The 25,087-nt window shown below is 35.2% G+C and carries 18 protein-coding genes, 1 tRNA gene and 1 other annotated feature (1 of these 20 running past the window's edge); of the genes, 13 read left to right on the top strand and 6 right to left on the bottom strand.

Going from position 1 to position 25,087, the window contains the following annotated elements:
• Both glnA and DKL58_RS05965 read left to right on the top strand, forming a co-directional pair.
• Positions 1 to 1,338 (top strand): type I glutamate--ammonia ligase, encoded by a 1,338-nt coding sequence (glnA, locus tag DKL58_RS05970; protein WP_109586461.1) that lies wholly within the window; start codon positions 1 to 3, stop codon positions 1,336 to 1,338.
• A 1,726-nt stretch (positions 1,339 to 3,064) separates the two neighbouring features.
• Positions 3,065 to 4,249, top strand: coding sequence for an MFS transporter (locus DKL58_RS05965; protein WP_109586460.1), 1,185 nt, complete (start codon positions 3,065 to 3,067; stop codon positions 4,247 to 4,249).
• 92 nt (positions 4,250 to 4,341) lie between these two features.
• On the opposite strand, the gene pyrE is transcribed toward DKL58_RS05965, so the two are convergent.
• Positions 4,342 to 4,977: an orotate phosphoribosyltransferase gene (gene pyrE, locus DKL58_RS05960; RefSeq protein ID WP_045928288.1), complete on the bottom strand. Its 636-nt coding sequence runs from the start codon at positions 4,975 to 4,977 to the stop codon at positions 4,342 to 4,344.
• Positions 4,955 to 5,686, bottom strand: a complete 732-nt coding sequence (pyrF, locus tag DKL58_RS05955) for an orotidine-5'-phosphate decarboxylase (RefSeq protein WP_109586459.1) — start codon at positions 5,684 to 5,686, stop codon at positions 4,955 to 4,957. The genes pyrE and pyrF overlap by 23 nt, the downstream gene beginning before the upstream one ends.
• Positions 5,687 to 5,928: 242 nt before the next feature.
• On the opposite strand from pyrF, the gene DKL58_RS05950 reads away from it, so the two are divergent.
• From DKL58_RS05950 to carB, 6 genes are all read left to right on the top strand, one after another.
• Positions 5,929 to 6,852 (top strand): dihydroorotate dehydrogenase, encoded by a 924-nt coding sequence (locus tag DKL58_RS05950; RefSeq protein ID WP_109586458.1) that lies wholly within the window; start codon positions 5,929 to 5,931, stop codon positions 6,850 to 6,852.
• Between the two features lie 195 nt (positions 6,853 to 7,047).
• Positions 7,048 to 7,590 carry a bifunctional pyr operon transcriptional regulator/uracil phosphoribosyltransferase PyrR gene (pyrR, locus tag DKL58_RS05945; RefSeq protein ID WP_109586457.1) on the top strand — a complete coding sequence of 181 codons (543 nt, stop codon included), beginning with the start codon at positions 7,048 to 7,050 and terminating at the stop codon, positions 7,588 to 7,590.
• A gap of 145 nt (positions 7,591 to 7,735) precedes the next feature.
• Positions 7,736 to 8,692: an aspartate carbamoyltransferase catalytic subunit gene (locus tag DKL58_RS05940; protein ID WP_109586456.1), complete on the top strand. Its 957-nt coding sequence runs from the start codon at positions 7,736 to 7,738 to the stop codon at positions 8,690 to 8,692.
• Positions 8,692 to 9,969, top strand: coding sequence for a dihydroorotase (locus tag DKL58_RS05935; protein ID WP_109586455.1), 1,278 nt, complete (start codon positions 8,692 to 8,694; stop codon positions 9,967 to 9,969). Before DKL58_RS05940 ends, DKL58_RS05935 begins: the two co-directional genes overlap by 1 nt.
• Positions 9,966 to 11,051, top strand: coding sequence for a carbamoyl phosphate synthase small subunit (locus tag DKL58_RS05930; RefSeq protein ID WP_109586454.1), 1,086 nt, complete (start codon positions 9,966 to 9,968; stop codon positions 11,049 to 11,051). The genes DKL58_RS05935 and DKL58_RS05930 overlap by 4 nt, the downstream gene beginning before the upstream one ends.
• The gene (carB, locus tag DKL58_RS05925; RefSeq protein WP_109587014.1) at positions 11,044 to 14,226 is read left to right on the top strand and encodes a carbamoyl-phosphate synthase large subunit; all 3,183 of its coding nucleotides are present in this window, start codon (positions 11,044 to 11,046) and stop codon (positions 14,224 to 14,226) included. The genes DKL58_RS05930 and carB overlap by 8 nt, the downstream gene beginning before the upstream one ends.
• 89 nt (positions 14,227 to 14,315) lie before the next feature.
• Here carB and DKL58_RS05920 read toward each other — a convergent pair whose 3' ends face one another.
• The 3 genes from DKL58_RS05920 to DKL58_RS05910 form a co-directional block, all read right to left on the bottom strand.
• Positions 14,316 to 16,715 (bottom strand): Xaa-Pro dipeptidyl-peptidase, encoded by a 2,400-nt coding sequence (locus tag DKL58_RS05920; RefSeq protein WP_109586453.1) that lies wholly within the window; start codon positions 16,713 to 16,715, stop codon positions 14,316 to 14,318.
• A gap of 99 nt (positions 16,716 to 16,814) precedes the next feature.
• Positions 16,815 to 17,171 (bottom strand): arsenate reductase family protein, encoded by a 357-nt coding sequence (locus DKL58_RS05915; protein ID WP_109586452.1) that lies wholly within the window; start codon positions 17,169 to 17,171, stop codon positions 16,815 to 16,817.
• Between the two features lie 68 nt (positions 17,172 to 17,239).
• Positions 17,240 to 18,277 carry a PTS sugar transporter subunit IIC gene (locus DKL58_RS05910; RefSeq protein WP_109586451.1) on the bottom strand — a complete coding sequence of 346 codons (1,038 nt, stop codon included), beginning with the start codon at positions 18,275 to 18,277 and terminating at the stop codon, positions 17,240 to 17,242.
• 555 nt (positions 18,278 to 18,832) lie between these two features.
• On the opposite strand from DKL58_RS05910, the gene DKL58_RS05905 reads away from it, so the two are divergent.
• Entirely contained in the window at positions 18,833 to 19,264 is a 432-nt protein-coding gene (locus DKL58_RS05905; RefSeq protein WP_052697083.1) for a hypothetical protein, read from the top strand.
• An 833-nt stretch (positions 19,265 to 20,097) separates the two neighbouring features.
• Positions 20,098 to 20,289, top strand: coding sequence for a hypothetical protein (locus DKL58_RS05900; protein ID WP_109586450.1), 192 nt, complete (start codon positions 20,098 to 20,100; stop codon positions 20,287 to 20,289).
• A gap of 193 nt (positions 20,290 to 20,482) precedes the next feature.
• On the opposite strand, the gene DKL58_RS05895 is transcribed toward DKL58_RS05900, so the two are convergent.
• Positions 20,483 to 20,556 (bottom strand) — tRNA-Arg (locus tag DKL58_RS05895).
• Between the two features lie 200 nt (positions 20,557 to 20,756).
• On the opposite strand from DKL58_RS05895, the gene DKL58_RS05890 reads away from it, so the two are divergent.
• The 3 genes from DKL58_RS05890 (at position 20,757) to DKL58_RS05880 (ending at position 24,937) form a co-directional block, all read left to right on the top strand.
• Positions 20,757 to 22,520: a DUF2207 domain-containing protein gene (locus tag DKL58_RS05890; RefSeq protein ID WP_109586449.1), complete on the top strand. Its 1,764-nt coding sequence runs from the start codon at positions 20,757 to 20,759 to the stop codon at positions 22,518 to 22,520.
• Positions 22,521 to 22,609: 89 nt separating this feature from the next.
• A complete protein-coding gene (locus tag DKL58_RS05885) occupies positions 22,610 to 23,941 on the top strand; it encodes a DUF2325 domain-containing protein (RefSeq protein WP_109586448.1) in 1,332 nt (443 codons plus the stop codon).
• 156 nt (positions 23,942 to 24,097) lie between these two features.
• On the top strand, positions 24,098 to 24,937 hold the full coding sequence (locus DKL58_RS05880) for a YitT family protein (RefSeq protein ID WP_109586447.1): 840 nt from the start codon (positions 24,098 to 24,100) through the stop codon (positions 24,935 to 24,937).
• An 87-nt stretch (positions 24,938 to 25,024) separates the two neighbouring features.
• Positions 25,025 to 25,087: a sequence feature (ribosomal protein L21 leader region), on the top strand (it continues 12 nt past the right edge of the window).

Raw genomic sequence — 25,087 nt, 5'->3', positions numbered from 1 at the left:
ATGACAAAGAAAATTTCAGCAGATGACATAAGAAAAAGTGTCAAAGAAGAAGATGTCAGATTTATTAGATTGGCTTTCACAGATATCAATGGAACGCTAAAAGCAGTTGAAGTTCCAAATAGTCAGTTAGACAAGGTTTTAGAAAATGACGTACGCTTTGATGGTTCTTCAATTGATGGATTTGTTCGTTTGGAAGAAAGTGATATGATATTATATCCAGATTTTTCCACCTGGTCCGTTTTGCCTTGGAGTGACAGCACAGGTGGTAAAATTGGTTGCTTAACTTGTTCCGTTCATACTACTGATGGTGAGCCTTTCGCAGGTGATCCACGGAATAATCTTAAAAGAGTTATAGGTCAAATGAAAGAATTGGGCTTTACCGCTTTTGACATTGGTTTTGAAGCCGAGTTTCATTTACTTAAACTTGATGAAAATGGTAATTGGACTACTCAAGTTCCAGACCATGCATCATATTTTGATTTGACTTCAAACGATGAAAGTGCAAGTTGTCGCCGAGATATTGTTGAAACTTTGGAAAGCATTGGATTTGAAGTGGAAGCTGCTCACCATGAAGTAGGAGATGGCCAGCAGGAAATTGATTTCAGATTCGATGATGCGTTGACAACTGCTGATCGTGTGCAAACTTTTAAAATGATTGTGCGTGAGATAGCTAAAAGACATGGCTTATTTGCTACATTTATGGCTAAGCCCTTGCAAGGTCAAGCTGGCAACGGTATGCATACCAACATGTCTTTATTCAAAGGCAGTAAAAATGCATTTTATGATAAAAATAATAAATATCATTTATCCAAGACTGCCTTGTACTTTTTAAATGGCATTTTGGAGCATGCACGTGCCATTACAGCAGTTGGCAACCCGACTGTTAACTCATACAAGCGTTTAATTCCCGGTTTTGAAGCTCCAGTATATATTTCTTGGGCTTCAAAGAATCGTTCTCCTATGGTTAGAGTACCTTCTGCAGGGGAATTAAATACTCGTCTTGAAATGCGTTCCGCTGATCCTACAGCTAACCCGTACTTGCTTTTAGCCGCATGTTTAAGTGCAGGAATGGCTGGAATTAAGGAAGAAAAGATGCCTATGGATCCAGTAACCTGCAACTTATTTGATTTAAGTGAAGAACAACTTAATGAAATGGGAATCAAACCTCTTCCTTCTACATTGCACAATGCATTAAAAGCTTTTAAGAAAGATAAATTAATTCAAAATGCTTTAGGAAAACATTTAACTCAGAGCTTTATTGATTCTAAAGAGTTAGAATGGTCGCAATACACTCAAACTGTTTCTGATTGGGAAAGAAATCGTTATATGGGCTACTAAACCAATCTGGATGATAGTAGTATTTTTAAATCTGTATATTTTTGTTTTGAAGAAATAACTTTTAAGAAAATAAAAAACACGTTGATTACTTTCCTTTAAAAGTTTTTAATAGATTTTTAAAATAGTTTTGATGTCAAGCTGTAAATCGGCTTGACATTTTAATTTTAGAAACGTTTTTAACATAGCCCAATTCGTCTTTAGTTACTTTTAACTCAGATAAAAATAATTAATCTTCTCCTGAAACAAATCTAATAATATTTTTAAACGGATTACCAGAAAGTTGCTGGTAAAAAATTTCAACTTAATGCACAGACCTATTGGTAAATCTAATGTAAAGAAAGCTGTTACCGCTGCCAATGACCTAGGTACTGAAGGAGATATAGTCGTGATAAGGATATCTCTTTACAATACTAAAATAGTTACATTTTTGTAAAAATACATTAATTTAATCAAAAACTATCTTTTCTAATTGCATAGCAACTATAATATGTTGTATTTCTAGGTATTAGTGATATTGAAAGAAAAATTAAATTAAAATCTATCTGTTTTTAGTCCAAATGCCAAGCATATGAGTAAAAAGAAGCTTTGCTCTATTAATAAACTTAAGCAGTGTTTCAAGGTGGGCAGTTTTATGCCATATTTAAGAAAGATTAATTACAAATATTTTTGAATTTGATAATTTCAAGAGTTAATTTTTAAAATTTTAAAAGTGCTAACTAAATTCTGAATTAATAACAAATTATCAATTCTGGTAAACCATTGCTAAGTAATTATTTTCAAAATGTTATTTCTAAATTAATATAAATAAAATAAAAGTTAATAAGATATAAAGCCAGATGGCTACGCTTTCAAAAAAATAAATAATATTTAAATTTTTTTATTTAAATATAATATTATTACTGTTATTTGTAATAAAATACTTTTTTAATAATCATCATTAAAAAAGTATTTTTTATTTTATAGATGCTTCACAATCATTATGAACTGTGTTATTTAAATATTATACAGATACTTTTATACTGTTTTATAATAAAAACATATTTTTTAAAATTAAATAATTTATTGACAATTTTAACCACATTTATTAGGATTATATTATCTAATCATGTCAACTATATATTAGATAAATTTTTGGGAGAGGTAGTGTTATTTAAAATAAGTCAGGAAACTTGTTTGAAAAGATATTTTTTATCAATGCTTAAAGAAAGGAAATGTTAAGAAATAAAAAAGCAGCTTCAATATAATTATCAATTGAAGTTGCTTACAATATTGTTAAGGATGAATTTTAAAGTGTCTCACTATGCTAAAGATAAAATTAGCCCTTAACGTAGAAAATTAGAAGTGAGAGAAATTAATTAAGGTCAATTAAACTCACTACTAGATTTAATGATACCACAGAAAGAAGTTTATAGTTGTTTAAATTTATGTTTTAGATAAACTAAAAAAATAATTATAAGCAATTAGATTTAATTTTAAAATTTTCTATGGATAAATATCTTAAAATCACATATACACTAACTTAAAGGTTGTACGGAAATTTCATACAACCTTTTTTGGCCGAATTGTATAACTTTAAAAGGAATGTCTAGCATTATATATAGCTCTCAGTCAAATACTATCGCATGTTTGACAGCTAAAATTGTTTTTCAGTTCATTTTATTATTCTAATATGCCAACTTTTAAGTGATATGATAGATAAGTTAGGTTTTAAGTAAGTGAGGTAAAAATGACAAAAGAAAAAGCAATTTATACTAAAGATGTGATACTAGTTATGGCAGCTTCATTCTTTTTTATGTTTAGTACCATGTTTGTTAACCCTTTGATTAATGGCTACGCTAAAAGTTTGGGAGCTAGTAGTGGCTTTGCTGGCTTGATTGTTGGAATTATGAGTATAGCAGCAATGTTTTTGCGGCCAATTGCAGGTAATTTGACGGATAAATTTTCGAAATACCGTTTATCTTTTATCGGCGGAATTCTCATAGTGGTCGGTGTAACCGGCTACGTAATAGCACCGGCAAGCAATTGGCTGCTCCTTTTTCGTTTAATTAACGGTTCAGGTTATGTTCTTTGCACCGTTTGCATGACCACTTGGCTTGCCTTTTTGGTACCACGTGCTCACGTTGGTCAGGCAATGGGATTTTACGGTCTGATGAATGCACTGGCGATGGCTGTTGCTCCGGCACTGGCCATTAGTACTTATCAAAAAACAGGATACAGAACTGCCATCATTGCTTCTGCTGTTTCAGCCTTTTTAATGGTCATTATAATTCAATTTGTTGGCAATAAGGCAAAGCCAAAAGAAATTAGGTATAGCGAAAAGAAGAAATCATTTTTACATATCAAAATTATTCAGAAAAATGTATTGCCTATAGCAATGCTCACCACTTTATTTGCTTTTCCTTATTTTGCTACACAAGCCGATCTGGTTACTTACGTTGAAGAGCGTCATTTGAGTGTAAATGTAGGCTCCTATTTTTTGATTTATGCTGTTGTACTATTGCTTATTCGAATAGTTTTAAAAAATCTCTTTGATACTGTTAAATTTGGCACTTGGTTTTGGGTTAGTGTTGCTGCCACCCTTATTTACCTAATTTTGCTGGCAACAATGAAAAATAACTGGATAATGGCTCTCGCAGCTGCTTTTATGGCTATTGGCTATGGTTTAATGTATTCAGTTTTACAGTCAACTGCAATGCTATTGGCTCCCATAAGCGAACAAGGTTTAGCCAGTAGCACGTTTTACTTAGGACTTGACATTGGTATGGCGTTTGGTCCAATAATCATGGGATTTATAAATGACTTATTACCAGTCAAATACTTTTATTTAGTGCAGTTAATTTTAATACCTTTCATGATATTGATTTATTTCCATTATCGTGTTCGTCTGAATGGTGCAATTAGACATCATTAACCTTTTTTCAAATAAAAGAAAAACTGACTAATCTTGTTTTAGTGAAAGATTAGTCAGTTTTTAATAACTAATAAAATAATCGGCTTTGTTTTTTATTGGAATTTTTTACCCCATTCCCAAGGATCTTCGTGCCATGTCTTTAAAGCCTCATATTCTGTTGAAGTTATATATTTCATCTCTTTTTCTTTTTGCAGTAGTTCAGGATATGTTAACAAAGGACTGTAGTCAACTTTAGCTTGAGCAAAGTTAGCTTTAGTATCTTTTAAATAATAGGTAAATATTGAGCTCACGCCGATTACATTGCCGCCTTCTTTTTCAGTTGCTTTCACTGCATTAATAACTGAGCCACCAGTGGTAATTAAATCGTCGATTAGTACAATTTGATCGTTGTTATTAAAAAGACCTTCAATTTGTTTACCCTTACCATGATCTTTTGGCTTTGGGCGTACATAAATCATTGGCAAATTCAGTTTGTCAGCCACCCATGCTGCATGGGGAATACCCGCCGTAGCAACTCCCCCAATCACGCTTACATCTGGATACTTTTCTTTAATAAGACCTGCTAAATCTGAAGCAATCCAGTCACGCAAGTCTGGATAAGAAACAGTTAATCTTAAATCAGTATAAATGGGAGATAACATTCCACTTGCATAAGTGAATGGTTTGTCAGGGGATATTGTAATAATTTTTTTATCAACTAACTTATTAATAATTTGATCTTGATGCATTTTGCTCAAACTCCTTTTTAATTTCTCGATAAACTAGAGCGGGATCTTCAGCCTGCGTAATTGGTCGACCCACTACAAGCGCACTAGAACCAAATTTTTTTGCTTTTTGTGGCGTTGCAATACGTATCTGATCATCAGTAATACTGTCTACTAACCTAATTCCGGGTGTGACATATAAAAAATCAGATCCTACTTTTGCTTTAAGATTTTTCACTTCAAGTGGTGAGCATATCACACCATCTGCACCTGCTTTTTTTGCAGTTTGTGCCAGACTAACTACTTGCTCTGCCATTGATAATGAACAGTTTTGTTCATTTGCCAAAATTTTTTCTGAAATTGAGGTCAATTCTGTAACTGCTAGTAATTTGGGAGTATTGTTTCCAGTTGGTGTGCCATCTATCAAGCCTTTTTTTGCGGCGGAAATCATTTCACTGCCACCTAGAGCATGAATAGTCGTGCAAAAAATACCTAAATGAGCAATTTGCCTAGCAGCTCGATAAACTGTATTGGGAATATCGTGTAATTTAAGATCTAAAAAAATATGATAGCCTTGATTTACTAATTTTTCTACAAAATCGGATCCATAATGATAATAAAGTTCCATACCAATCTTTAAGTATGTTTCTTGGGGATGACCTAGTTTTGTTAGTAATTCAAGAACATCATTTTGGTTGTCAAAGTCCAAAGCTACAAATACTGCTTTTTCCATTAAAACCTCCACAAAAAAGCCTATTCTGGTACGAGAGTGCATCAAAATAGACCTTTTGTTTAATTTAAGTCTTGTTTTTAACTTGCGGTCTCTCTGTACCGTTTAAAGTTTATCATTAATGAGATTACCATTTTTGTTTATAAAATACAATAAAAATTTTGTTTTTAAAAAGTAAAGAAATTGTGTAAAATATATCCAAAAATAATTGTATTGACAGTGAGCTTACATTTTTGGAGGGTAAAATGACAAACATCAGTGTAAAATTGCCTGGATTTACTTTAAAAAACCCGGTGATGCCGGCTAGTGGTACTTTCGGCTTCGGGGATGTACCAGCAGCAAAAAAATTTGACTTGAATGAACTGGGAGCACTAGTTATTAAAACTACTACAGCTAAGCCAAGTTTAGGAAATCCGCAACCCCAAATTGCAGTTTTAGATAATGGCGTATTAAATTCAGTTGGGTTGACCAATCCAGGGGTTGATAAAGTTATTAGCGATAAGTTGCCTGCTATTAAAAAGCAATATCCAGCTCTACCAATAATTGCCAGTGTTGGTGGTGAAAGTGAAGATGGCTATCTTGAAGTTGCCCAAAAACTGTCAGATTCAAAAATGGTTACTGCTCTTGAAATTAATGTTTCTTGCCCCAATGTGGCTAAAGGTGGAATGTCATTTGGTGTTCACCCAAGAGTGGTGGAGAAGCTAACTGCTGCAATAAAAAATACAGTTGATTTGCCCGTTTTTGTAAAGTTGACACCTAATGTAACTGATATAGTTGCATTAGCGCAGGCTGCTGAAACAGGTGGTGCTGATGGCTTATCTTTAATAAATACTGTAACTGGTATGAGGATTAACATAAAGACTCGCAAACCTCTGCTTGGAAATAATTTTGGTGGATACTCTGGTTCTGCAGTGAAGCCCATTGCCTTATATCAGATTAATCAGGTAAGACGGGTTACTAATTTACCAATTATCGGTATGGGTGGAATTGCATCTGCTGAAGATGTGGTCGAATTTATGCTTGCTGGTGCTAACGCTGTTGCAGTAGGTAGTGCACATTTTAAAGATCCTTTAGCTTGCCTTCATATTGTCCATGACTTACCGCAGGTTTTGAATAATTTAGGAGTCAATGATATTAAAGATTTAGTTGGTCAAGTTGAATATAATTAAAAAGCTAACATCAGCAATATCCAACTTTACTATTGACAATTTGAATTTGAAACAGTATATTTAAACAGATGTCCTTTAAAATTAGTCCCGTGAGGCTAGCAAGGAAAGCTCAATTAAGTATTGACTTTTACAAAGCATTTAGTCTCAAATAGATTAAGTGCTTTTTTCATGGGCAATGTACTACAGGAGAAAAAAATGACTAAAGAAATTTGGGACGCTTCAGCAATGAAAAGAGCGTTGACAAGAATCACTTATGAAATTATTGAACGAAATAAGGGCACAGAGGACCTGGTTCTGATAGGAATAAAAACTCGTGGCGTCTATTTAGCTCAACGCATTCATGATCGGATTCAGAAGCTTGAAGGTGTTGATGTTCCACTTGGTCAGCTTGATATTACTTTATATCGTGATGATCGTCATGATGCATCATTAAAACTAGACCCCGTTGTTAATTCAAAAGATTTGGGTATTGAAATTAGCAATAAGCATGTGATTTTAGTTGATGATGTCATTTTTACTGGTCGGACAATCAGAGCGGCAATGGATGCTTTAATGGATAAAGGCAGACCAAGTTCAATTGCCGTTGCTGCTTTGGTTGATCGTGGTCATCGCGAACTACCAATTCGAGCAGATTTTGTTGGTAAAAATATCCCAACTTCATCACATGAAGAGATAGCTGTTCATGTAGAGGAAATTGATAATAAAGACAATGTGGAATTAAAACCATTGCCACAATAAAAAATTAATTCAACCGTTTAATTGGCTCCAGAGAGGGTCAGAAGGGTTTGAGTTCTTTTATTGAGTCTCTAACTATACTAAAAACCCTTTTGCTAAACCTGGAGCTGAAAAAGCTTTAGGTTTATTTTTTTGGAAAAGAGTAAAAATGAAAAATATTAATCTTGTTACCCTAAAATCATTTGTAAGTGTTGAAAACTTAAGACTTGAGCAAGTAATGGCACTTATTGAACGAGCAGAATACTTTAAAAATGGTGGAGCTCGTCCACATTTAACACAGCCGGTTTTTGTCACAAACATGTTTTTTGAAAATTCCAGCAGAACTCACACGAGTTTTGAAATGGCAGAAAGAAAATTGGGCTTAAGCGTAATACCATTTGACCCTGCACACAGTTCAACTAAAAAAGGGGAAACGCTTTATGACACTTCCCTTATTATGGCAGCTCTTGGGATTGATCTTGAAGTTATTAGACATTCTGAAAATGAATACTATAATCAATTGATACATCCCAAACTAAACCAACATCTTAATATTGGTGTCATCAATGCAGGAGACGGCAGTGGGCAGCACCCATCACAATGTATGCTTGATATGATGACAATTCACGAACATTTTGGACATTTTAAGGGTCTTAAAGTAGCTATTATAGGAGATATTACAAATTCTCGAGTTGCTAAAAGTAATATGGAACTTTTGACCAGACTAGGAGCTAAGGTTTATTTCTCTGGCCCTGAATATTGGTATGACAAACAATACGATAAGTATGGTGAATATAAACCAATTGATGATTTAATTAATCAAATGGATGTGATGATGCTATTACGTGTGCAACACGAAAGACACGCGGATGATCCTAACGAAGCAAAATTTGACGCCAAAAGCTACCATGAAAAATTTGGTATTAATCAAAAAAGGTATGAACAAATGAAAGATGATGCTATTATCATGCACCCGGGTCCGATTAACCATGATGTTGAACTTAGCGGTGATTTAGTTGAAGCTCCAAAGTGTCGGTTTGTAAGGCAAATGGAAAATGGTGTTTTTATGAGAATGGCAATGATTGAAGCAGTTATGCGTGGTCGCAAATTAGGGGGATTGTCTTGATGACAACTGTGATTAAAAACGGCTATATTTATGCTGATGGAGAAATAGTACATGGTGACCTTTTAATTAAAAATGGTGTAATTTCTGCAATTGGTATTGGTTTAAAAGCAGAAAATATAATTGATGCCAAAAATCAATTAGTAAGCCCAGGACTTGTTGATGTACATGTTCATTACAGAGATCCTGGACAAACTGATAAAGAAAATGTCAGAACCGGTTCGCTGGCAGCAGCACATGGTGGTTTCACTACTGTTTGTGCAATGCCGAATGTAGTACCGGTACCCAACACGCCAGAACTGTTGCGTAAAATGGTCAAAAACAATTGTGAAAATGGTGTAATTCATGTTTTGCAATATGCACCAATTACTGTTAATGAAGATACTAACGAAATTCCTGATTATGCAGCTCTAAAAAAAGCCGGCTGTGTTGCATTAAGCAATGATGGCAAAGGTGTGCAAAATGCTCGCACAATGTATCTAGCAATGCTAAAAGCTCAGGCTAATAATTTAATTATTGCCGAACATGCTCAAGATGATTCATTGTTCAATCATGGCGTTATAAATGGTGGCCAAAAAGCTAGTGAATTTAATTTAGCTCCAATTACTGAATTAGCTGAAACTACTCAAATTGCTCGAGATTTATTATTAGCGCAAAAGACTGGCGTTCATTACCATGTTTGCCATGTTTCTACTAAGAAAGGCGTTGAGTTGATCAGAATTGCTAAAAGTAAAGGCATTAATGTTACTTGTGAAGTTACTCCTCATCATCTTCTATTAGAAGAAGAAAATATTATCAGTGATAATGCTAATTTTAAAATGAATCCGCCTTTGAGAACCAAAGGAGATCAAGAAGCACTTATAGCTGGATTGCTTGATGGCACAATTGACATGATAGCTACTGATCATGCTCCTCATACTGCAAGTGATAAGCAAAATGGTTTTGCCACGGCTGCATTTGGTATTGTTGGCAGCGAAACGGCTTTTAGTGAGCTCTACACTAAATTTGTTAAAACTGGTATTTTTACTTTGGAGCAGTTATTAAATTGGCTCACTTTGGCTCCCGCTAAAACTTTTGGTTTGGAAAAAGCTGGAAAAATAGCTTTAGGTCAACCGGCAGATATTGCAATTTTCGATCTTCACAAAAAAGAAGCTATTAATGCAGCTAATTTTAAGTCTAAGGGAAGGAATACTCCTTTTAATAGTGATGCAGTTTATGGCCAAACTGTTTTAACAATGGTCGACGGCCAGATTGTTTTTCAAAGTGAGGAAAGTAAATGAGATATTTAATTTTAGAAGATGGCAGTATATTTGCAGGCGAAGGCTTTGGTGGAAGTCAAGAGACTAAAGGTGAAGTCGTGTTTACAACCGGAATGACAGGTTATCAAGAGGCAATTACCGATCAATCGTATGCTGATCAAATTTTAGTTTTTACTAATCCGTTAATTGGCAATTATGGGATCACGCTGGCAGATTATGAATCACTTGAGCCGGGCATAAAAGGAGTGATTTGCCATGAAGTGGCACGACACCCTGATAATTGGCGCATGCAAACTACTTTACCAGATTTTTTAAAGAGTCTAGATGTACCTGGTATTCAAGGAATAGATACCAGAAAATTGGTTAAAAAATTACGTGCCTACGGTACAATGAAGGGTCAAATTTGTGATTCTAAGGAGAATGCTGCTGCGATTGCAGAGCAATTAAAAGCAAGTCAACTTTCAAAGGACGTAGTTAAAAGAGTTGCGACTACAAAAGCTTATCCTGTGCCAGGCTCAAAGCGCAATATCGTTGTAGTAGATTTTGGACTAAAAAATAGTATTTTGCGTGAATTAAGCAAACGAGATTGCAACTGTATAGTTTTGCCTTATATTACTTCAGCTGAAAAAATATTATCTCTTCATCCGGATGGCGTTTTGCTGTCTAATGGACCTGGAGATCCTTTAGAAATGCGGGGTGCCGTCAAAATGGTTCAAGAAGTAGAAAAGCAGGTACCATTAATGGGAATCTGCATGGGTCACCAGGTTTTTGCTCTGGCTAATGGTGCAAAAACTTATAAAATGAAATTTGGTCATCGGGGATTTAATCATCCTGTACGTGAAATAGCTACTGGAAATATTGGCTTTACCTCACAGAATCATGGCTATGCTGTTAACCAAGATTCAATTGATCCTGATATTTTAATGGTTACTCATGTTGAAGTTAATGACGGTACTATCGAAGGTTTGCGGCACAAGAAATATCCTGCTTTTTCCGTCCAATTTCACCCTGATAGTACGCCTGGCCCTCACGATGAAGAAGGCATCTTTGATTACTTTATGCAAATGATTGACCAAAGAAAGGATGTTGAAAATCATGCCTAAAAGAACTGATATTAAAAAAATAATGGTAATTGGTTCAGGACCAATTATTATTGGTCAGGCTGCAGAATTTGATTATTCCGGTACACAAGCATGCCTTGCTTTGCGTGAAGAAGGTTATGAAGTGGTTCTGGTTAATTCTAATCCGGCCACAATTATGACCGATACTACAATAGCCGATAAAGTTTATATAGAACCATTAACTTTAGAATCAGTATCACGTATTATCCGCAAGGAGTTTCCTGATGCTATTTTACCGACTTTAGGTGGTCAAGTTGGTTTAAATATGGCTTTATCATTAGCAAAAAGTGGTATTTTAGATGAACTAAACATTGAATTATTGGGAACAAAGCTCAATTCAATTGAACAAGCCGAAGACAGAGAAAAATTTAAAGAATTGTGCCAAAAATTAGGAGAGCCAGTGCCACCTTCAACTAGTGTCAAGACAGTGCAAGAAGCATTAGATTTTGGAGACAAAATTGGTTATCCCATCATTGTTCGCCCGGCATTCACTATGGGTGGAACTGGTGGCGGTATTTGCAATGACAGGGATGAACTCGCTAAAATAGCCAAAAATGGCTTGGAATTATCTCCAGTTACAGAATGTTTAATTGAACGGTCAATTGCTGGGTATAAAGAGATTGAGTTTGAAGTAATGAGAGATCATGACGATAATGCCATGATTGTCTGCTGTATGGAGAACTTTGATCCTGTCGGTATCCATACGGGAGATTCAATTGTTTTTTCACCGTCTCAGACATTATCTGATAAAGAATATCAGATGTTGCGCGACTGTTCTTTAAAACTTATTCGGGCGTTAAAAATTGAAGGTGGCTGCAACGTTCAGTTAGCCCTAGATCCGAATAGTTTTAATTACGATGTCATTGAGGTTAATCCGCGTGTTTCCCGTTCTTCTGCCTTGGCTTCAAAGGCCACGGGTTACCCCATTGCTAAGATGGCTGCTAAAATCGCAGTGGGTCTTACTTTAGATGAAATAAAGAATCCAGTAACGGGTACTACTTTTGCAGAATTTGAACCAGCCCTGGATTATGTTGTTTGCAAAATACCGCGCTGGCCCTTTGATAAATTTGCCAAAGCGAATCGTGAACTTGGCACACAAATGAAAGCGACTGGAGAAGTCATGGCTATAGGCAGAACAGCTGAAGAAGCCTTTCAAAAAGCTGTTCGCTCTTTGGAAATTGACCAAAAAGACTTTTATTCAGCTGAAGCTCATGATGCAAGTGATGAAGAACTGGAAAATAAACTTGTTAAAGCTCAAGATGATCGTCTCTTTTATTTAGCGGAGGCTTTTCGCAGAGACTATGCAATGTCAGACTTACATGAATTAACCAAAATTAATTTCTATTTTCTTGATATTGTTAAGCATATTGTTGATTTAGAAAAAACTATTGCGGCTAATCCAGATGATCTGGCTGTGCTCAAAAATGCTAAGAAATACGGCTTTAGTGACCATACTATCGCCAATTTATGGCATGAGGATGAAGACCAAGTGCGAGATCTGCGCAAGCAGAACCATTTAGTGCCGGTTTATAAAATGGTAGATACTTGTGCTGGAGAATTTATCTCACAAACTCCTTATTTCTATTCTACTTACGATACCGAAAATGAGAGTCGGAAGAATAGTAAAAAATCAGTTTTAGTTGTTGGTTCAGGACCTATCAGGATTGGTCAGGGTGTAGAATTTGACTATGCCACTGTTCATTGTGTCAAAGCATTACAAAAAATGGGTTATGAAGCCATTGTAATTAATTCAAATCCAGAAACCGTTTCAACCGACTTTTCTGTTTCTGATAAATTATATTTTGAGCCACTCACTTTAGAAGATGTCTTAAATGTCTGTGATCTTGAGCAGCCTGAAGGTGTAATTATCCAGTTTGGTGGTCAAACTTCAATTAATTTGGCAGCTGGGCTAGAAAAGCATGGTGTTAAAATCTTGGGTACCAGTGTGGAAGACCTGAACAGAGCTGAAGATCGCGAATTATTTGATCAAGTAGTAAAAGAATTGGGCTTAAAGCAACCGCAAGGAATTACGACTACTACACATGATGGTGTTATCAAAGCAGCAGACAAGTTGGGGTATCCGGTTTTAGTCAGACCAAGTTATGTTTTGGGTGGAAAAGCAATGGAAATTGTTTATAATCAGCCAGAACTTGAAGACTATTTGCAAAATCATGTGGATATTGCAAGCAGTCATCCAATCTTAGTTGATGATTATCTTGATGGGCGCGAGTGTGATGTCGATGCAATTTGCGATGGCGAAAGGGTCCTTATTCCCGGAATAATGGAACATATTGAACATGCTGGAGTTCACTCCGGAGATTCCATGGCTGTTTATCCCGCTCAAGCATTTTCTCCCGCAATTAAACAAAAAATAGCGGACATTACTAAGAAGTTAGCGTTAAAGCTTAATTGTCGCGGAATAATGAATTTGCAGTTAATTGAGCGCAATGGTGAAATTTATATTATTGAGGTCAATCCTCGTGCTAGTCGTACTGTACCTTTTTTAAGTAAGATTACTTCTATTGAAATGGCGCAGGTGGCAACAAGAGTAATTATGGGTGAAAGCTTACAGGAGCAAGGTTATGATGATGGCCTGGCACCAGAAACCAAAATGATTAGTGTTAAAGCCCCAGTATTCTCATTTAGCAAGCTTTCTGATGTTGACAGCTACTTAGGACCGGAAATGAAGTCAACTGGTGAGGTCATGGGTAGTGATTTTAGTTTTCCTAAGGCACTTTACAAAGCCTTCTCAGGTGCAAACATGCATATTCCGGACAGTGGCAATATTTTATTAACAATCGAAGATCGTGATAAACAAGAAATTTTGCCTATTGCCAAAAGATTTGCCCAAATCGGTTACCGTATTTTTGCTACCAGTGGTACAGCAACATTTTTAAAACAAAATCATTTACATGTTGCTTTGGTAGATAAAATTCATGAAGACACTGACACAAATATCCTAAATGAATTGAAAAATGGCAAAATCGATTTGGTAATTAATACTATGGGCCATGATCTTGCTAAAACATCTGATGGCTTTGTCATTCGTCAGACTGCTATTCAGCAAAATATTCCGTTAATTACAAGCCTGGATACTGCACGTGCATTGCTAACTGCTTTAGAAAACAGGTCGTTTGCTACAATAAACATAAAATAGAATTTTGAAATTTAAAAAGCAGCTGTGTTTTTAACACAGCTGCTTTTTATGTTTAACTTTGAAAGGTACTGGCATAAATAAAATTTAATTTATTTAGTACTAAATTTAATGGCTGTTTCTGACAAATCGATTGTGTAGTCTGTATTTTCAAGAGGCCTTTTCGTCATTCCCTGGTCAGTTGAATAAATAATTAAACAAAGTTTGCTGCCTACCGGCAATGTGTAATAAGTTGGCTGTAATTTAAACTGCAAGTCATAAAACTCACCTGCTTTAATACTACGTGGCTTTTTCATATCTGCATAATTCTGCAGATTCATGTGAGCCTTGGTAATTAATTTAGCATGAGTTAACTTGTCAGGCATGAACTCTTGCAAAGAGTCAAGTTGAAAATGAAAACCCAATTCTTGACCACCTGACATTAAAATTTTCGGGGTAGCAGTCAACCGTTTGCGATCAGCAATTTCTACCAGAGCAACGGAAATTTGTCCTTTAGTAAGACTTGATGAAACACTCATTCTTATTTCTGGTCGACCAACTATGGTTACGGGATGAATAAATTCATCGGTGGTAAAACCTAAACTGGCTTTTGCCCATTTTTCTTCACCACAAATAAATTGGTATTGCCAGTCATTCTCAGAAATTTTTGCCTTCTTAAATTCAGTTCCGCCTGTATCAGTAAAGGAAAGTTTTTGCTTGCTGCTAGTATCTTTGGTTAACTCATTATCGGAATTAGGGAAATAAACAGTTTCGCTTCCAATGTCATTACTCCAATCCTTTTCTTTGTGCCACTGATCTGCTTTTAGGTTATCTTGAATAAGCACAGTTGGCCACTGATTATAGGCGTTATTTTCAATGCCCAAGAGTTCATGAACCAGCCATAAGTTCATTAGGTCAGTAAAATCAATTGAAACCAAATTATTCATATTATAATGGGGTCCCTGATGCAAGAAAAGGTGATGTGCAATAGGAAGGTCTTTGACCTTTTGCCAAACTTTATAGACGTTCTTAGGCTTAACGTTCCAATCATTTAAGCCATGGACGCTAATCCAGGAACATTTAATATTATCAGTATGGTGGCGATAATTGCGCTTTTCCCAGAAATCAGAATACTGACCAGTTTTGCGATCAGACTTTTCTAATAAAATCTTCTGCATTTCGTCAAACTTAGGTTTAATTTTTAAATAATCTCCAGCATCCCACAAGTTCGATTGACAAGTTTCTGCAAGCATATCCAAATCTTCACCTTGGCAATCTTCTGGTGCAATTACCAAGCCATGTTCACGGTAATAATCATACCAGGAAGAAATGGCAGCCTCAGAAATAACTGTTTTTAGGCCAGGTACACCCGTAGTAGCAATGGCTATTTGCAAAGTGCCTAAATATGAACGACCAGTCATCCCAATTTTTTTGTTACACCAAGTTGCTTTGGTTTCGTGTTGACGTGTTCTATCAGTATAAGCAATGCGATCACCATGTAACCATTCAATTATTTCCTTGGCACTTTCGGTTTCTTCCGGAGCACCAGTAATTCTGAGACCATCGCTGCCTCGTGTTCCGATAGCGCCAGCAAATACGCTGGCAAAGCCACGAGCCAGCATATATTCATTCAGACCGTATGAAGATTTGCCGACAGCTTGTTCTACCGGCTTGTAGGAGTTTTCACTATCCAATGGTTTTTTGGCTTTAACAAATGCAGAAGCCTGATATTGTGGATTAGTCCACTCAGTCGCATCACTCAAATTTTCATCTACGTTGTGGTTACGCTTTTCGTTATCAATGATACCGCCAAAATAGGGGCTAGCAGTGTAAAGAGCAGGAACCGGTAAAGTTTCACTTTCAATTGGACGAAAAATTGTTGTTTGTAAAAGGTCACTCTTCCCATCACCGTCTGTATCCAAATCACTTTCAACATAAACGACTTCTCGGATCACCTTGCTGGTATCAAAAACAGGCAAGCTTTTACCGTTAAAGAAGAGGAACTCATTGGATGCAATTTCTGTTTTTCTGTTGTAAAAATAGCCTTGACCAGCCATGACATCTATTAGCAGTTGTCCATTTTTGGCACGAGTGTTAAGCAAACGATAAAAAGCTTGAACAAGAGATTTCTTGTCGTTAATTTTCTCAATGTAAGGTAGTGCCTGCTTTTTCATAAAAGCCAAAGGGTCATTTAGTTGATAATCGTAGCCAACATGATAACCAAGAAGCTGCAATGCAACATTATAAAATTGGCTAGAAGTAATTTCTTCTGGATTGGTATCTAAAAAAGCACTAAGGGGTTGGACTTCTGAAACTGCAAACTCAGCTAATTTTGCTTTACGAGCACTTTCGTCGCGGGGGCTAATCACTGCCACTGCATTTGCGATCAGCTCTCCTAAAAGATTGGAAAAAGAGCGTTTTTCATAATCTATTGGCAAAAATTTAATTTGCAATAATTCTTTAACTTCTGTTTTGTAATCAGTTTCCACATAAGCGTATTGGTTATACTTCATAAAATTCTCCTTTTTGTATTATTTTACCTGTTAACAATGATATTAGAAAGCTGATTAATAAAAAAGAAGGTACTGTTTTCAATACCTCCTTTTTAAATTTTATAGCCAAATTTTTTCGTAAATTTTTTCATTAAAGCCACAGGTCAATTTTTTACCTTCAACAACCAGAGGCCTTTTTATTAGTTTTCCGTTTTTGGACATCATATCTGCAGCTTCTGCAATTGTCATATCTGCAATTTGATCTTTAATGTGTAATTTACGATAATCTTGACCATGAGTGTTAAAAAAATATTTTAAGCCGCGATCTTTATGTTGAGTAAGCCAGTTAATTAAATCAGATTTCTTAGGCGGTTCTTCGACCAAATCTTGAAAATCGAACTCAACATTGTGCTCCGTCAGCCATTTTTGAGCAGCCCTTGAAGTAGAGCAACGTTTGTAACCATAGAATTTTATCATCTTCATACTCTCCTTTACTTCAATTATAGCAATAAGACTGATAAACCAGAAGAGTAGAGTATTTTAAACTAACTGAAATCCAGTTCAAAGTCTTTACTAGTGAAAAGATGAACTTTGTTATTAAAAAGGTAATTCATTGCGATGCCTAATGCAATAGGTAACACGAAGAAAAGAACAGCAATTAATATAATATTAACCAAATTCGCTGGGCGATTTGCCATGGCGGCAATAGGGCCAATTAAGCCCGAAAAGCCAAATCCCGCACTCATTGGTGTACCTTGAATTTGAAATACTGCACCTAGAGCGCCCATGATACCTGCGTTAATTAAAAGTGGAATGAGTAATTTGGGATTAGTCATTAGGTTTGCCATTTGCATTTTAGGGGAACCCAAAAAGTGGGCAATTGATGTACCAAAACTATTTGCTTTCCAACCGAAAACAGCTAAGGAGAAAGCAACGGCTGTAATACCTAAATTGGCAGAGCCGGAAGCTATGCCAGAAATGCTTATCGCAGTAGCGATACCGACTGAAGAAATAGGGGAAACGATAAGTAACCCAAATACTATTCCCATCAGCATACCCATAATAATTGGTTGCAATGCCGTCAATTTTTCAACTCCGACACCGATCAAACTAGTTAATTGGCCAACAGGGATGCGGGTAAGACAGCCAATTCCTCCAGCTATAAGCAGAACAAGTGATGGAACTAATAGAATTGTGTATGCTTTCAATTTCTTACCAAAAAACAAAACTAAGCCGTAAGCTATCATAATAGTGATGGCAGTATTAATAACGTCACCACTGCCCATAACCGCAACCTTGCCTTTGTTCATCACAAAGTTACCAGCTCCAGCTGTTGCCGCTAAGGCAATAGACGAGGTTTGGATGGGTGTTAATTTACCAGTCATACCGACACAGACGGCACTGATTGCCGGCAACAATGCCGAAGCAAAGGTGGTCAAAGCTAAAATAAAGCTTAATTGCGGCATGCTTGGCAAGAGTGCTTTTACCAACTGATTAATTAAGGCTCCAGGAATTAAAGCTACAACTATACCTGTTGATAAGCCATTTAGTGTATCTAACGTAATCTTTTTTAAAGTATTCATTTTACTCTCCCAATAAAAAACTCACACAGATGACGACAACTGTGTGAGTCTTCAGAGAAGAAAGTACTTAAGTCTTTAAAACACACAATTGTCATGAAGATTGAACTGTGTGTCTAAGACAATGACAAACTAGGCACTCAGATCAAATAGCTGAAGTACCAGAAATAATATTTAACTTGCGGTTGATTAATTTTTTTAATTGCCGTCATAATCTTTACCTCTCATAAATATTTAAGGAATATCATAACTTATTAGTAAAAAAAAAGCAAGAGAATTTTAAAGAAAAAATTTCATTGGTATATCAAGCTTTAAGTATCTAATAGTCTTTTTGTTGAGAAAGAAAAAGTTAGTTAATTATTAAAAAAATATTTTTTCTTTTTCAATTAGCAAAATAGCTTGCAAAAATTTGAATAACTTTTTTGAATAACTGGTTGGTAACGACTAAAATAATGACAAGTAAAAATAATAATTCAGTTTTATAATAAAAAGATATAGAAAGAAGTGTTTATTATCTCACTGTTTATTAATTGCATCAGTTTCTTAGGAGATTGGTTGTTGTTTGCCTTCCCTCTTTATCAGGGATTAATGGAGCTTTATGATTATGAATGGTTTTTGAAGGAATTTAACCAATCAAGTAAAGCACAACCAAAAATTTCTCCTTTGTACTGGATTATACCTATTGTAAAAATTTATCTTGAAAAACGGCGTGCAGTCAAGATTTTAGGTAGTATTATCAAAAATGAATCTGATTTGCGTACAGCTATGAGTTTTATTGATAAGGCTACTGCCTGGTATTTTGTCTCTCTTGGTGGTTGGTTGAAGATGGTATCTTCTCTATATGAATTTATCGGAGAACTTCATGAAGACAGCATTTTATTGCTAATTCTCGGAACAGTTGTTTTAACCTTTTTGGGAATTTTCTCAGGCTATTACCGGTTAAATCCTAAACGGCAAAGGGTTCTGATATCAAAAATCAAGAAGAATTAATGGCAAGCTGGTTAAATTATAGAAGAGATTATGTTTTTGATTAAAATGGCTAATTATTTAAAAGAGTCTGGGAAAAAACTAGTTCTCAGACCACGAAAAAAGAACGATGATTTCATCGTTCTTTTTTATACTTTTAGCTTCTGCCTTGATATTATTAAATCGCCATAAAATAAGAACAAAAAGAAGGTGTAAAAACGCACAACTGGGTAACACATAATTTGGGGAATACAGACCACAGCGATCCTTACGACTATTTGTCGAGTTTTGCTGGCTACGGCAGCTTGGGCAGCTGTCTCCTCTTAGGTCTCTACAATAAAAATATCCAAAAGCTTGAAAAAGAAAAAATGAAATTTGATCATTATAATTATTTTTAATTTTTTAAATAAAAAAACTCCCAAATGGGAGCTGTAAAGAAAAAGAAGTTTGAAAGTAACTTCTAAATTAATATTAACTTTTTTAGAAAAAATTGCAAAACATTATTTGCGTTGTACCCTAAAGAATGTATTACATAATATGTAAGGAAGTAAGGAGATGAAGAAAAAAAGAGAAAATAAAAAGCTACGATCGAGCTTCACTTCAAAATAAATCTCGAGATAATAGCTTTTGAAATCATCTATAAAAGATAAAAAACAGGGAAAAGGTTTCTCTTCTTTGCTGTTTATAAAAACATTATATTATAGAAAAGTATCTGTTACAATGAATAAAATTTATAACTTTGAAACTAAAAAAGGAAATTTGACAATTAAAACAAAGATTGACTTAAGACTCAAAACATTCTGTAAAACAATATTAGTTACAGTTATGGTAATTGTTTTAATTTTAGAAGTGATCAAATGGCTAAACTAACTGAGGCTCAAAAGCGAGCAAATAAAAAGTGGAATGATGCGCATAAAAAAAGAATGAATTATATTAGGAGAAGATCAGATTCTAAAAATTTCATTCTTAAATATGCAGATGAAGAAGATTTAGACAAAACATTAGAATACATCAAGATAAGAAGAGAAGAGCTAAAACAAAATAATTGATCACTTTTTTAACATTTGGAGATCTTAAAAATGCCATAATATATTTATAAAATAAATAGAAAAATAGCTCTAGCTTAATTGCTAGGGCTATTTCTATGTTAGTCAACTTTAAACTTAACAATAACCAATAAAAATAAAATTGTTGATATAACGGGATTTATAATTAGTAAAAATCGATAAAAACCATTTAAAATGATCCGGGTGAGATTCGAACCCACGACCCACGGTTTAGAAGACCGTTGCTCTATCCAGCTGAGCTACCAGACCGACAGTTTTGCGTATTCCTGCGCAAGAACATTAACTATTATAGAGAAAAGTTTTTGTAATTGCAACCGGAAATTTCTTTTTTATCCAACTTATTTTTAAAGTCAAACAGATAATAAAGAAAGGAGTACAAATTGATTTGTTAATTGTATTTCATAATCTGTATAATAAAGAAAAGTGAAGAACGAAAGACAGGAAAATACATGAAACATAAAATTATAAAATTGATATCTCTACTGGGAGTTCTATTATTTTGTTTTGTTTCTGGACAAGAAGTAAAAGCCGAAGTTGATTATGATATTGCTAAAAACATCACTACAGCTAAAGTTAATTCAGACGGCTCGTTGTCGCTGAAAAGGGCAATTACGTATAAATTCAACAGTTCTGCACATGGAGTTTTTTATCGCCAAAATCTACAATCGAATCAGAAAATCGCTGATGCTTCAGTAAAAGTGGCAGATAACAACGACAAGGGTCGCAAAACAAATGATTATGATCTCAAAAGAAATAAAAAGGGATACCGTTTTAAAGTATTTCATAATATAAAGAGTAATAGTCGCTTTACTGTTACTTATTTTTATCGTATCACTAATGCCATTACCAATTACCGTGATGTAGCCGAACTTAATTTTAAAATTATTGGCGACGGTTGGGACACCGACTTAGACTATGTTAAAGCAAGCGTGATTTTTCCAGGACCTGTTAAAGGTTTAAAAGCATGGGCACACGGGCCACTCGATGGACATCTACAAGTTAATCCTCAAAAAGGGAAAATAATCATGACAGCTGAAAATCTTGCTGGCGATACCGGTATTGAAGTGCATACTATTTTTCCTCCTAAAATCACTGCCAATAATCAAAATGTCAAAAATAAGAATCACCGCCAAGCAGTGATAAAACAGGAGAAAAAATTAACACAGGATACTTTATTAAATCAACAAAAAAGGACAAAAAGAAGTCTTTTGCTAATTGCTTTGAGTTTAATTGCAGGACTTTTAGGTATCATAAAGGGTTTTAGGGCCAAAAAAATTGGTTTCATGCCCCGCAAGAGTCGTGAATTGGCTCATAACTATGAAATACCTGACGTGGATCCAATATTAGCTCAAATTTTGGATACTGCAAAGCAACCGGATAATCGGGCGTTTACTGCCTATTTGATGGAACTGGCAGCGCAGAAAAAAATTAAGATTGAAGATTATAAAGCCCATCTTAAAACTTATTATCGGATAACCGCGATAGACGAAAGCATAATTGACGAGAGCCGTTTAATGAAAACTCTTTTTAACAAAATTGGGGACGGAACTAGTTTTACCACTCAAGCCCTAAAAAAATATCATGGTAAGAAACTAGGAAGCGACTTTGATTTTTGGGCAGGAGATTATTTTGACAGCAAGGAAAAGCAAGTTTATTTACCTGATTCATTAATAAATCGAAAAAATAAAAATATTGCTATCATAATTTTAATGATGGTCATCAGTTTCGCAGCTTCTGTTGTAGCTCTAATGAGCTCACTTAAGTTTATTTTAGTGATAGTTTTTGGAGAAGCATTTATCCTAATTTTGAGTTTACTGGCGCTGATTTTCAGTATCAGGCAGACAGGTATTTATTCAGAAAAAGGAAAGATTGAAACCGAAAAGATACGTGGTTTCAAGAAAATGTTGAAAGATATCGGTAAGTTTAAGATGAAGGATGTTGGTGACATCATTTTATGGGAAGATATCATGCCTTATGCTGTTGCTTTTGGTCTAGCTAATAAAGTGATGAAACAGCTAAAAATTGAATTTAGTCAAGAAGAATTGGCAAAGAGTGATTACTTTTACTATGGTTTTGCCTCTAATACTGGCAAAGATAGCTTTTCTGCCAACTTTGATTCTTGCTTTAACGACAGTATATCTACCGGGTCAAGCAGCTTTTCCAGTGGTTCGTCCGGTGGCTTCGGTGGAGGTTCCGGTGGTGGAGCTTTCTAGTAAAAATTTTTGACTTTAAGCCTAGCACTACGCTGGGCTTTTTTGCATTTGCTATACTAAAGTAAATCACAAAAGAGATAGGTATAAACATGTTCGATTATCGTAATAATTTAAAAAGAATTCTTAATCAGACGGCTGGAGATGAAAAGAGCCTTAAGAATGGATTGGCTGCAATAAAACTGATCTTAGGTATGACTGACAGTGAAGAACAGACTAATTCAACCCTAAAAGATAAAAATATCATTGAAGTCGATTTACAGCAGCTTAATTTATTACTAACAGGTCTAATGCATCTAATTAAAGATCCGGCAAACATTTCTGCCAAAAATACAGCTCTCTCGGCTGTACAAAAATTAACGCTTGCTCAAGGCATCAATACAGAGTACCGTCAAAATTTAGTTGATTTAAAAGAAGCAATTAAATCTATTCAGGCTCCAAAAGATTTAATCGATAAAAAATTTTTTGAACAGGCACTTGAAACTCCAAAAGCTCCTAAGAGAGATTACCGTAAAGGAAAGCGGTATACAGTTGTTCGATTACTGTCAGGCTGTGATTTGATTAATGACAGTAATAGAACCGTTTATACGTTAAAAGAATCACAGATTCATTCCTTAAATTTGAAAAGCGGGGATATTGTTGAAGCTGTGCCAGAAGAAAAAAGTTCTCATTATGAGGCGACTATTTTAAGGATTGTTGGTTATCGTGATCTCCCTAGTATGGATGTTGATTCCATTTCAACTTTTAAGTATGCAGTGGTGCAAGGGAGAACAGGACATCTGGCTATTTCTCGTAATGCTCAAGGCAAGAAACTACGAGTTCATGGTAAAGCAGTTCTTTTACCAGTTGATTCAAGTAAATATTGGGACGAAAATATTAAGTTAGTTGATGGTTCAATAGTAGACTTAGCTTGGTATGATGGGGATGTGCGTCTGAAAAAGAATCCGGCTGAGGCAATTCAAATTCGCTGGGTTTATCAAATTGAACAGCCCCAGAAATCTATTGGCACAAAAAAGAAAAAAAGTACTGCTGAATCAAAGAAAGTTGATTTACCTAAATTAGCAATGAACCTGCACTATCAAAGAGTTGGAATTGCCATTGGTAATAATCAAAATGAGGCTATGCTTGAAGGAATAGTTAATCGTTATGGCGGCATTCCAATTCCTATTGATGCTTTTCAGGGCAAGAAAAAAGTAATTGAAAACCAAATCAAAGATCTGGATATCGTGATTTTGGTGACAGCTTATGCTGCCCATGACAGTACTTGGAATATAAGCGAATTTGCCAGCAAATACCACATCAAATTTGCTGTTAGTTCAAGTAAAGGCTATCAAGCGTTTGAGCGAGCATTGTACCGAGCTGAAAAAGGATTACCAGCATATGAGGGCAATCAAGCAGTTAGTTACGACATTGCCAAGGAGTAATATTTATAATTTCTTAATAATTTAAGATAACTTCATTTGAGTTGTAGTTTATGCGTTTTTAAGAGTGTTCGAACATATCAAAAACCCATATTCCTTGCATAATCTAGCTGCTTTCCTGTAAAATGTAAAATAACAATTTTATGGAAGGAAGATGAGATGGACTCACAAAAGCAAACCCATACCTGGCAATACTGGTTCTTTTTCTTGGCTGGTCTGGAAATAATCACAATATCAATTAACTTCTTTTATGCTCCAATAAATGTTGCTGCTGGTGGCTCAACTGGGATCTCAATATTGATTGATGCCGTTTGGGGGATTAATCGCTCAATTTCGGTATTTGTGGTTAATGGTTTAATGTTAATTTTAGCTGCCGTCTTTTTAGGCAAACAAACTTTAAAAAAAGTTGCATTGGGCAGTATTTTAGTACCTGTCTTAATGGCAATAACCCCGAGCTTTAAACTGACTTCAAATAATATGCTGGCGGTAATTTATGGCGGAGTTTTAATGGGCATTGGCGTTACGATGCTCTACCGAATTAACGCTTCATCTGGCGGTACCACAATTCCCCCACTAATTATTAAAAAATATTTTTATGTTGACCCAGCTATATCACTCATGGTTATTGATATGTCGGTCATTGTACTGAATATTTTTGTTGATGGAACTGAAGCATTTTTACTGGCAGCTTTTTCTCAGGTCATTACTACAATTACCATGCGTTATACTGAAACTGGTTTTGATAAAAAATATCAAGTGCGCATAATGAGTAACAATAAACTTGATAAAATTAGGCAAATGTTGCAACAGGATTATGACGGCCTGACTGTTTATAACGTTGTAGGTGGTTACAGTGACCAAGACAAGCAACAATTAGTTATAATTGTTGATACTAATGAGTATGGTCAATTAGTTGCCAAAGCCCGCGAAATTGACAGTGAAGCATTTATTGTCACAGAAAATATTGCTAAAGTTCACGGTGGCAAATGGCAGATTTAATGTCAATTTGTCCAATAAAAAGGGCATTTTTTATTGCCAACTAGACTTAAGAGTAGTATTATGTAGTAGTTGTATTTGTGGATTCCTCTACATCTGCAACCGCACATTTCGGGGTAATAAGTCTTTCACGGAGCACCTCGATTGGCGAGT

The organism is Lactobacillus kullabergensis, from assembly GCF_003151025.1.
GTDB lineage: Bacteria > Bacillota > Bacilli > Lactobacillales > Lactobacillaceae > Lactobacillus > Lactobacillus kullabergensis.
The sequence above is the reverse complement of the archived record's forward strand: the minus strand, read 5'-3'. Positions and strand labels throughout refer to the sequence as shown.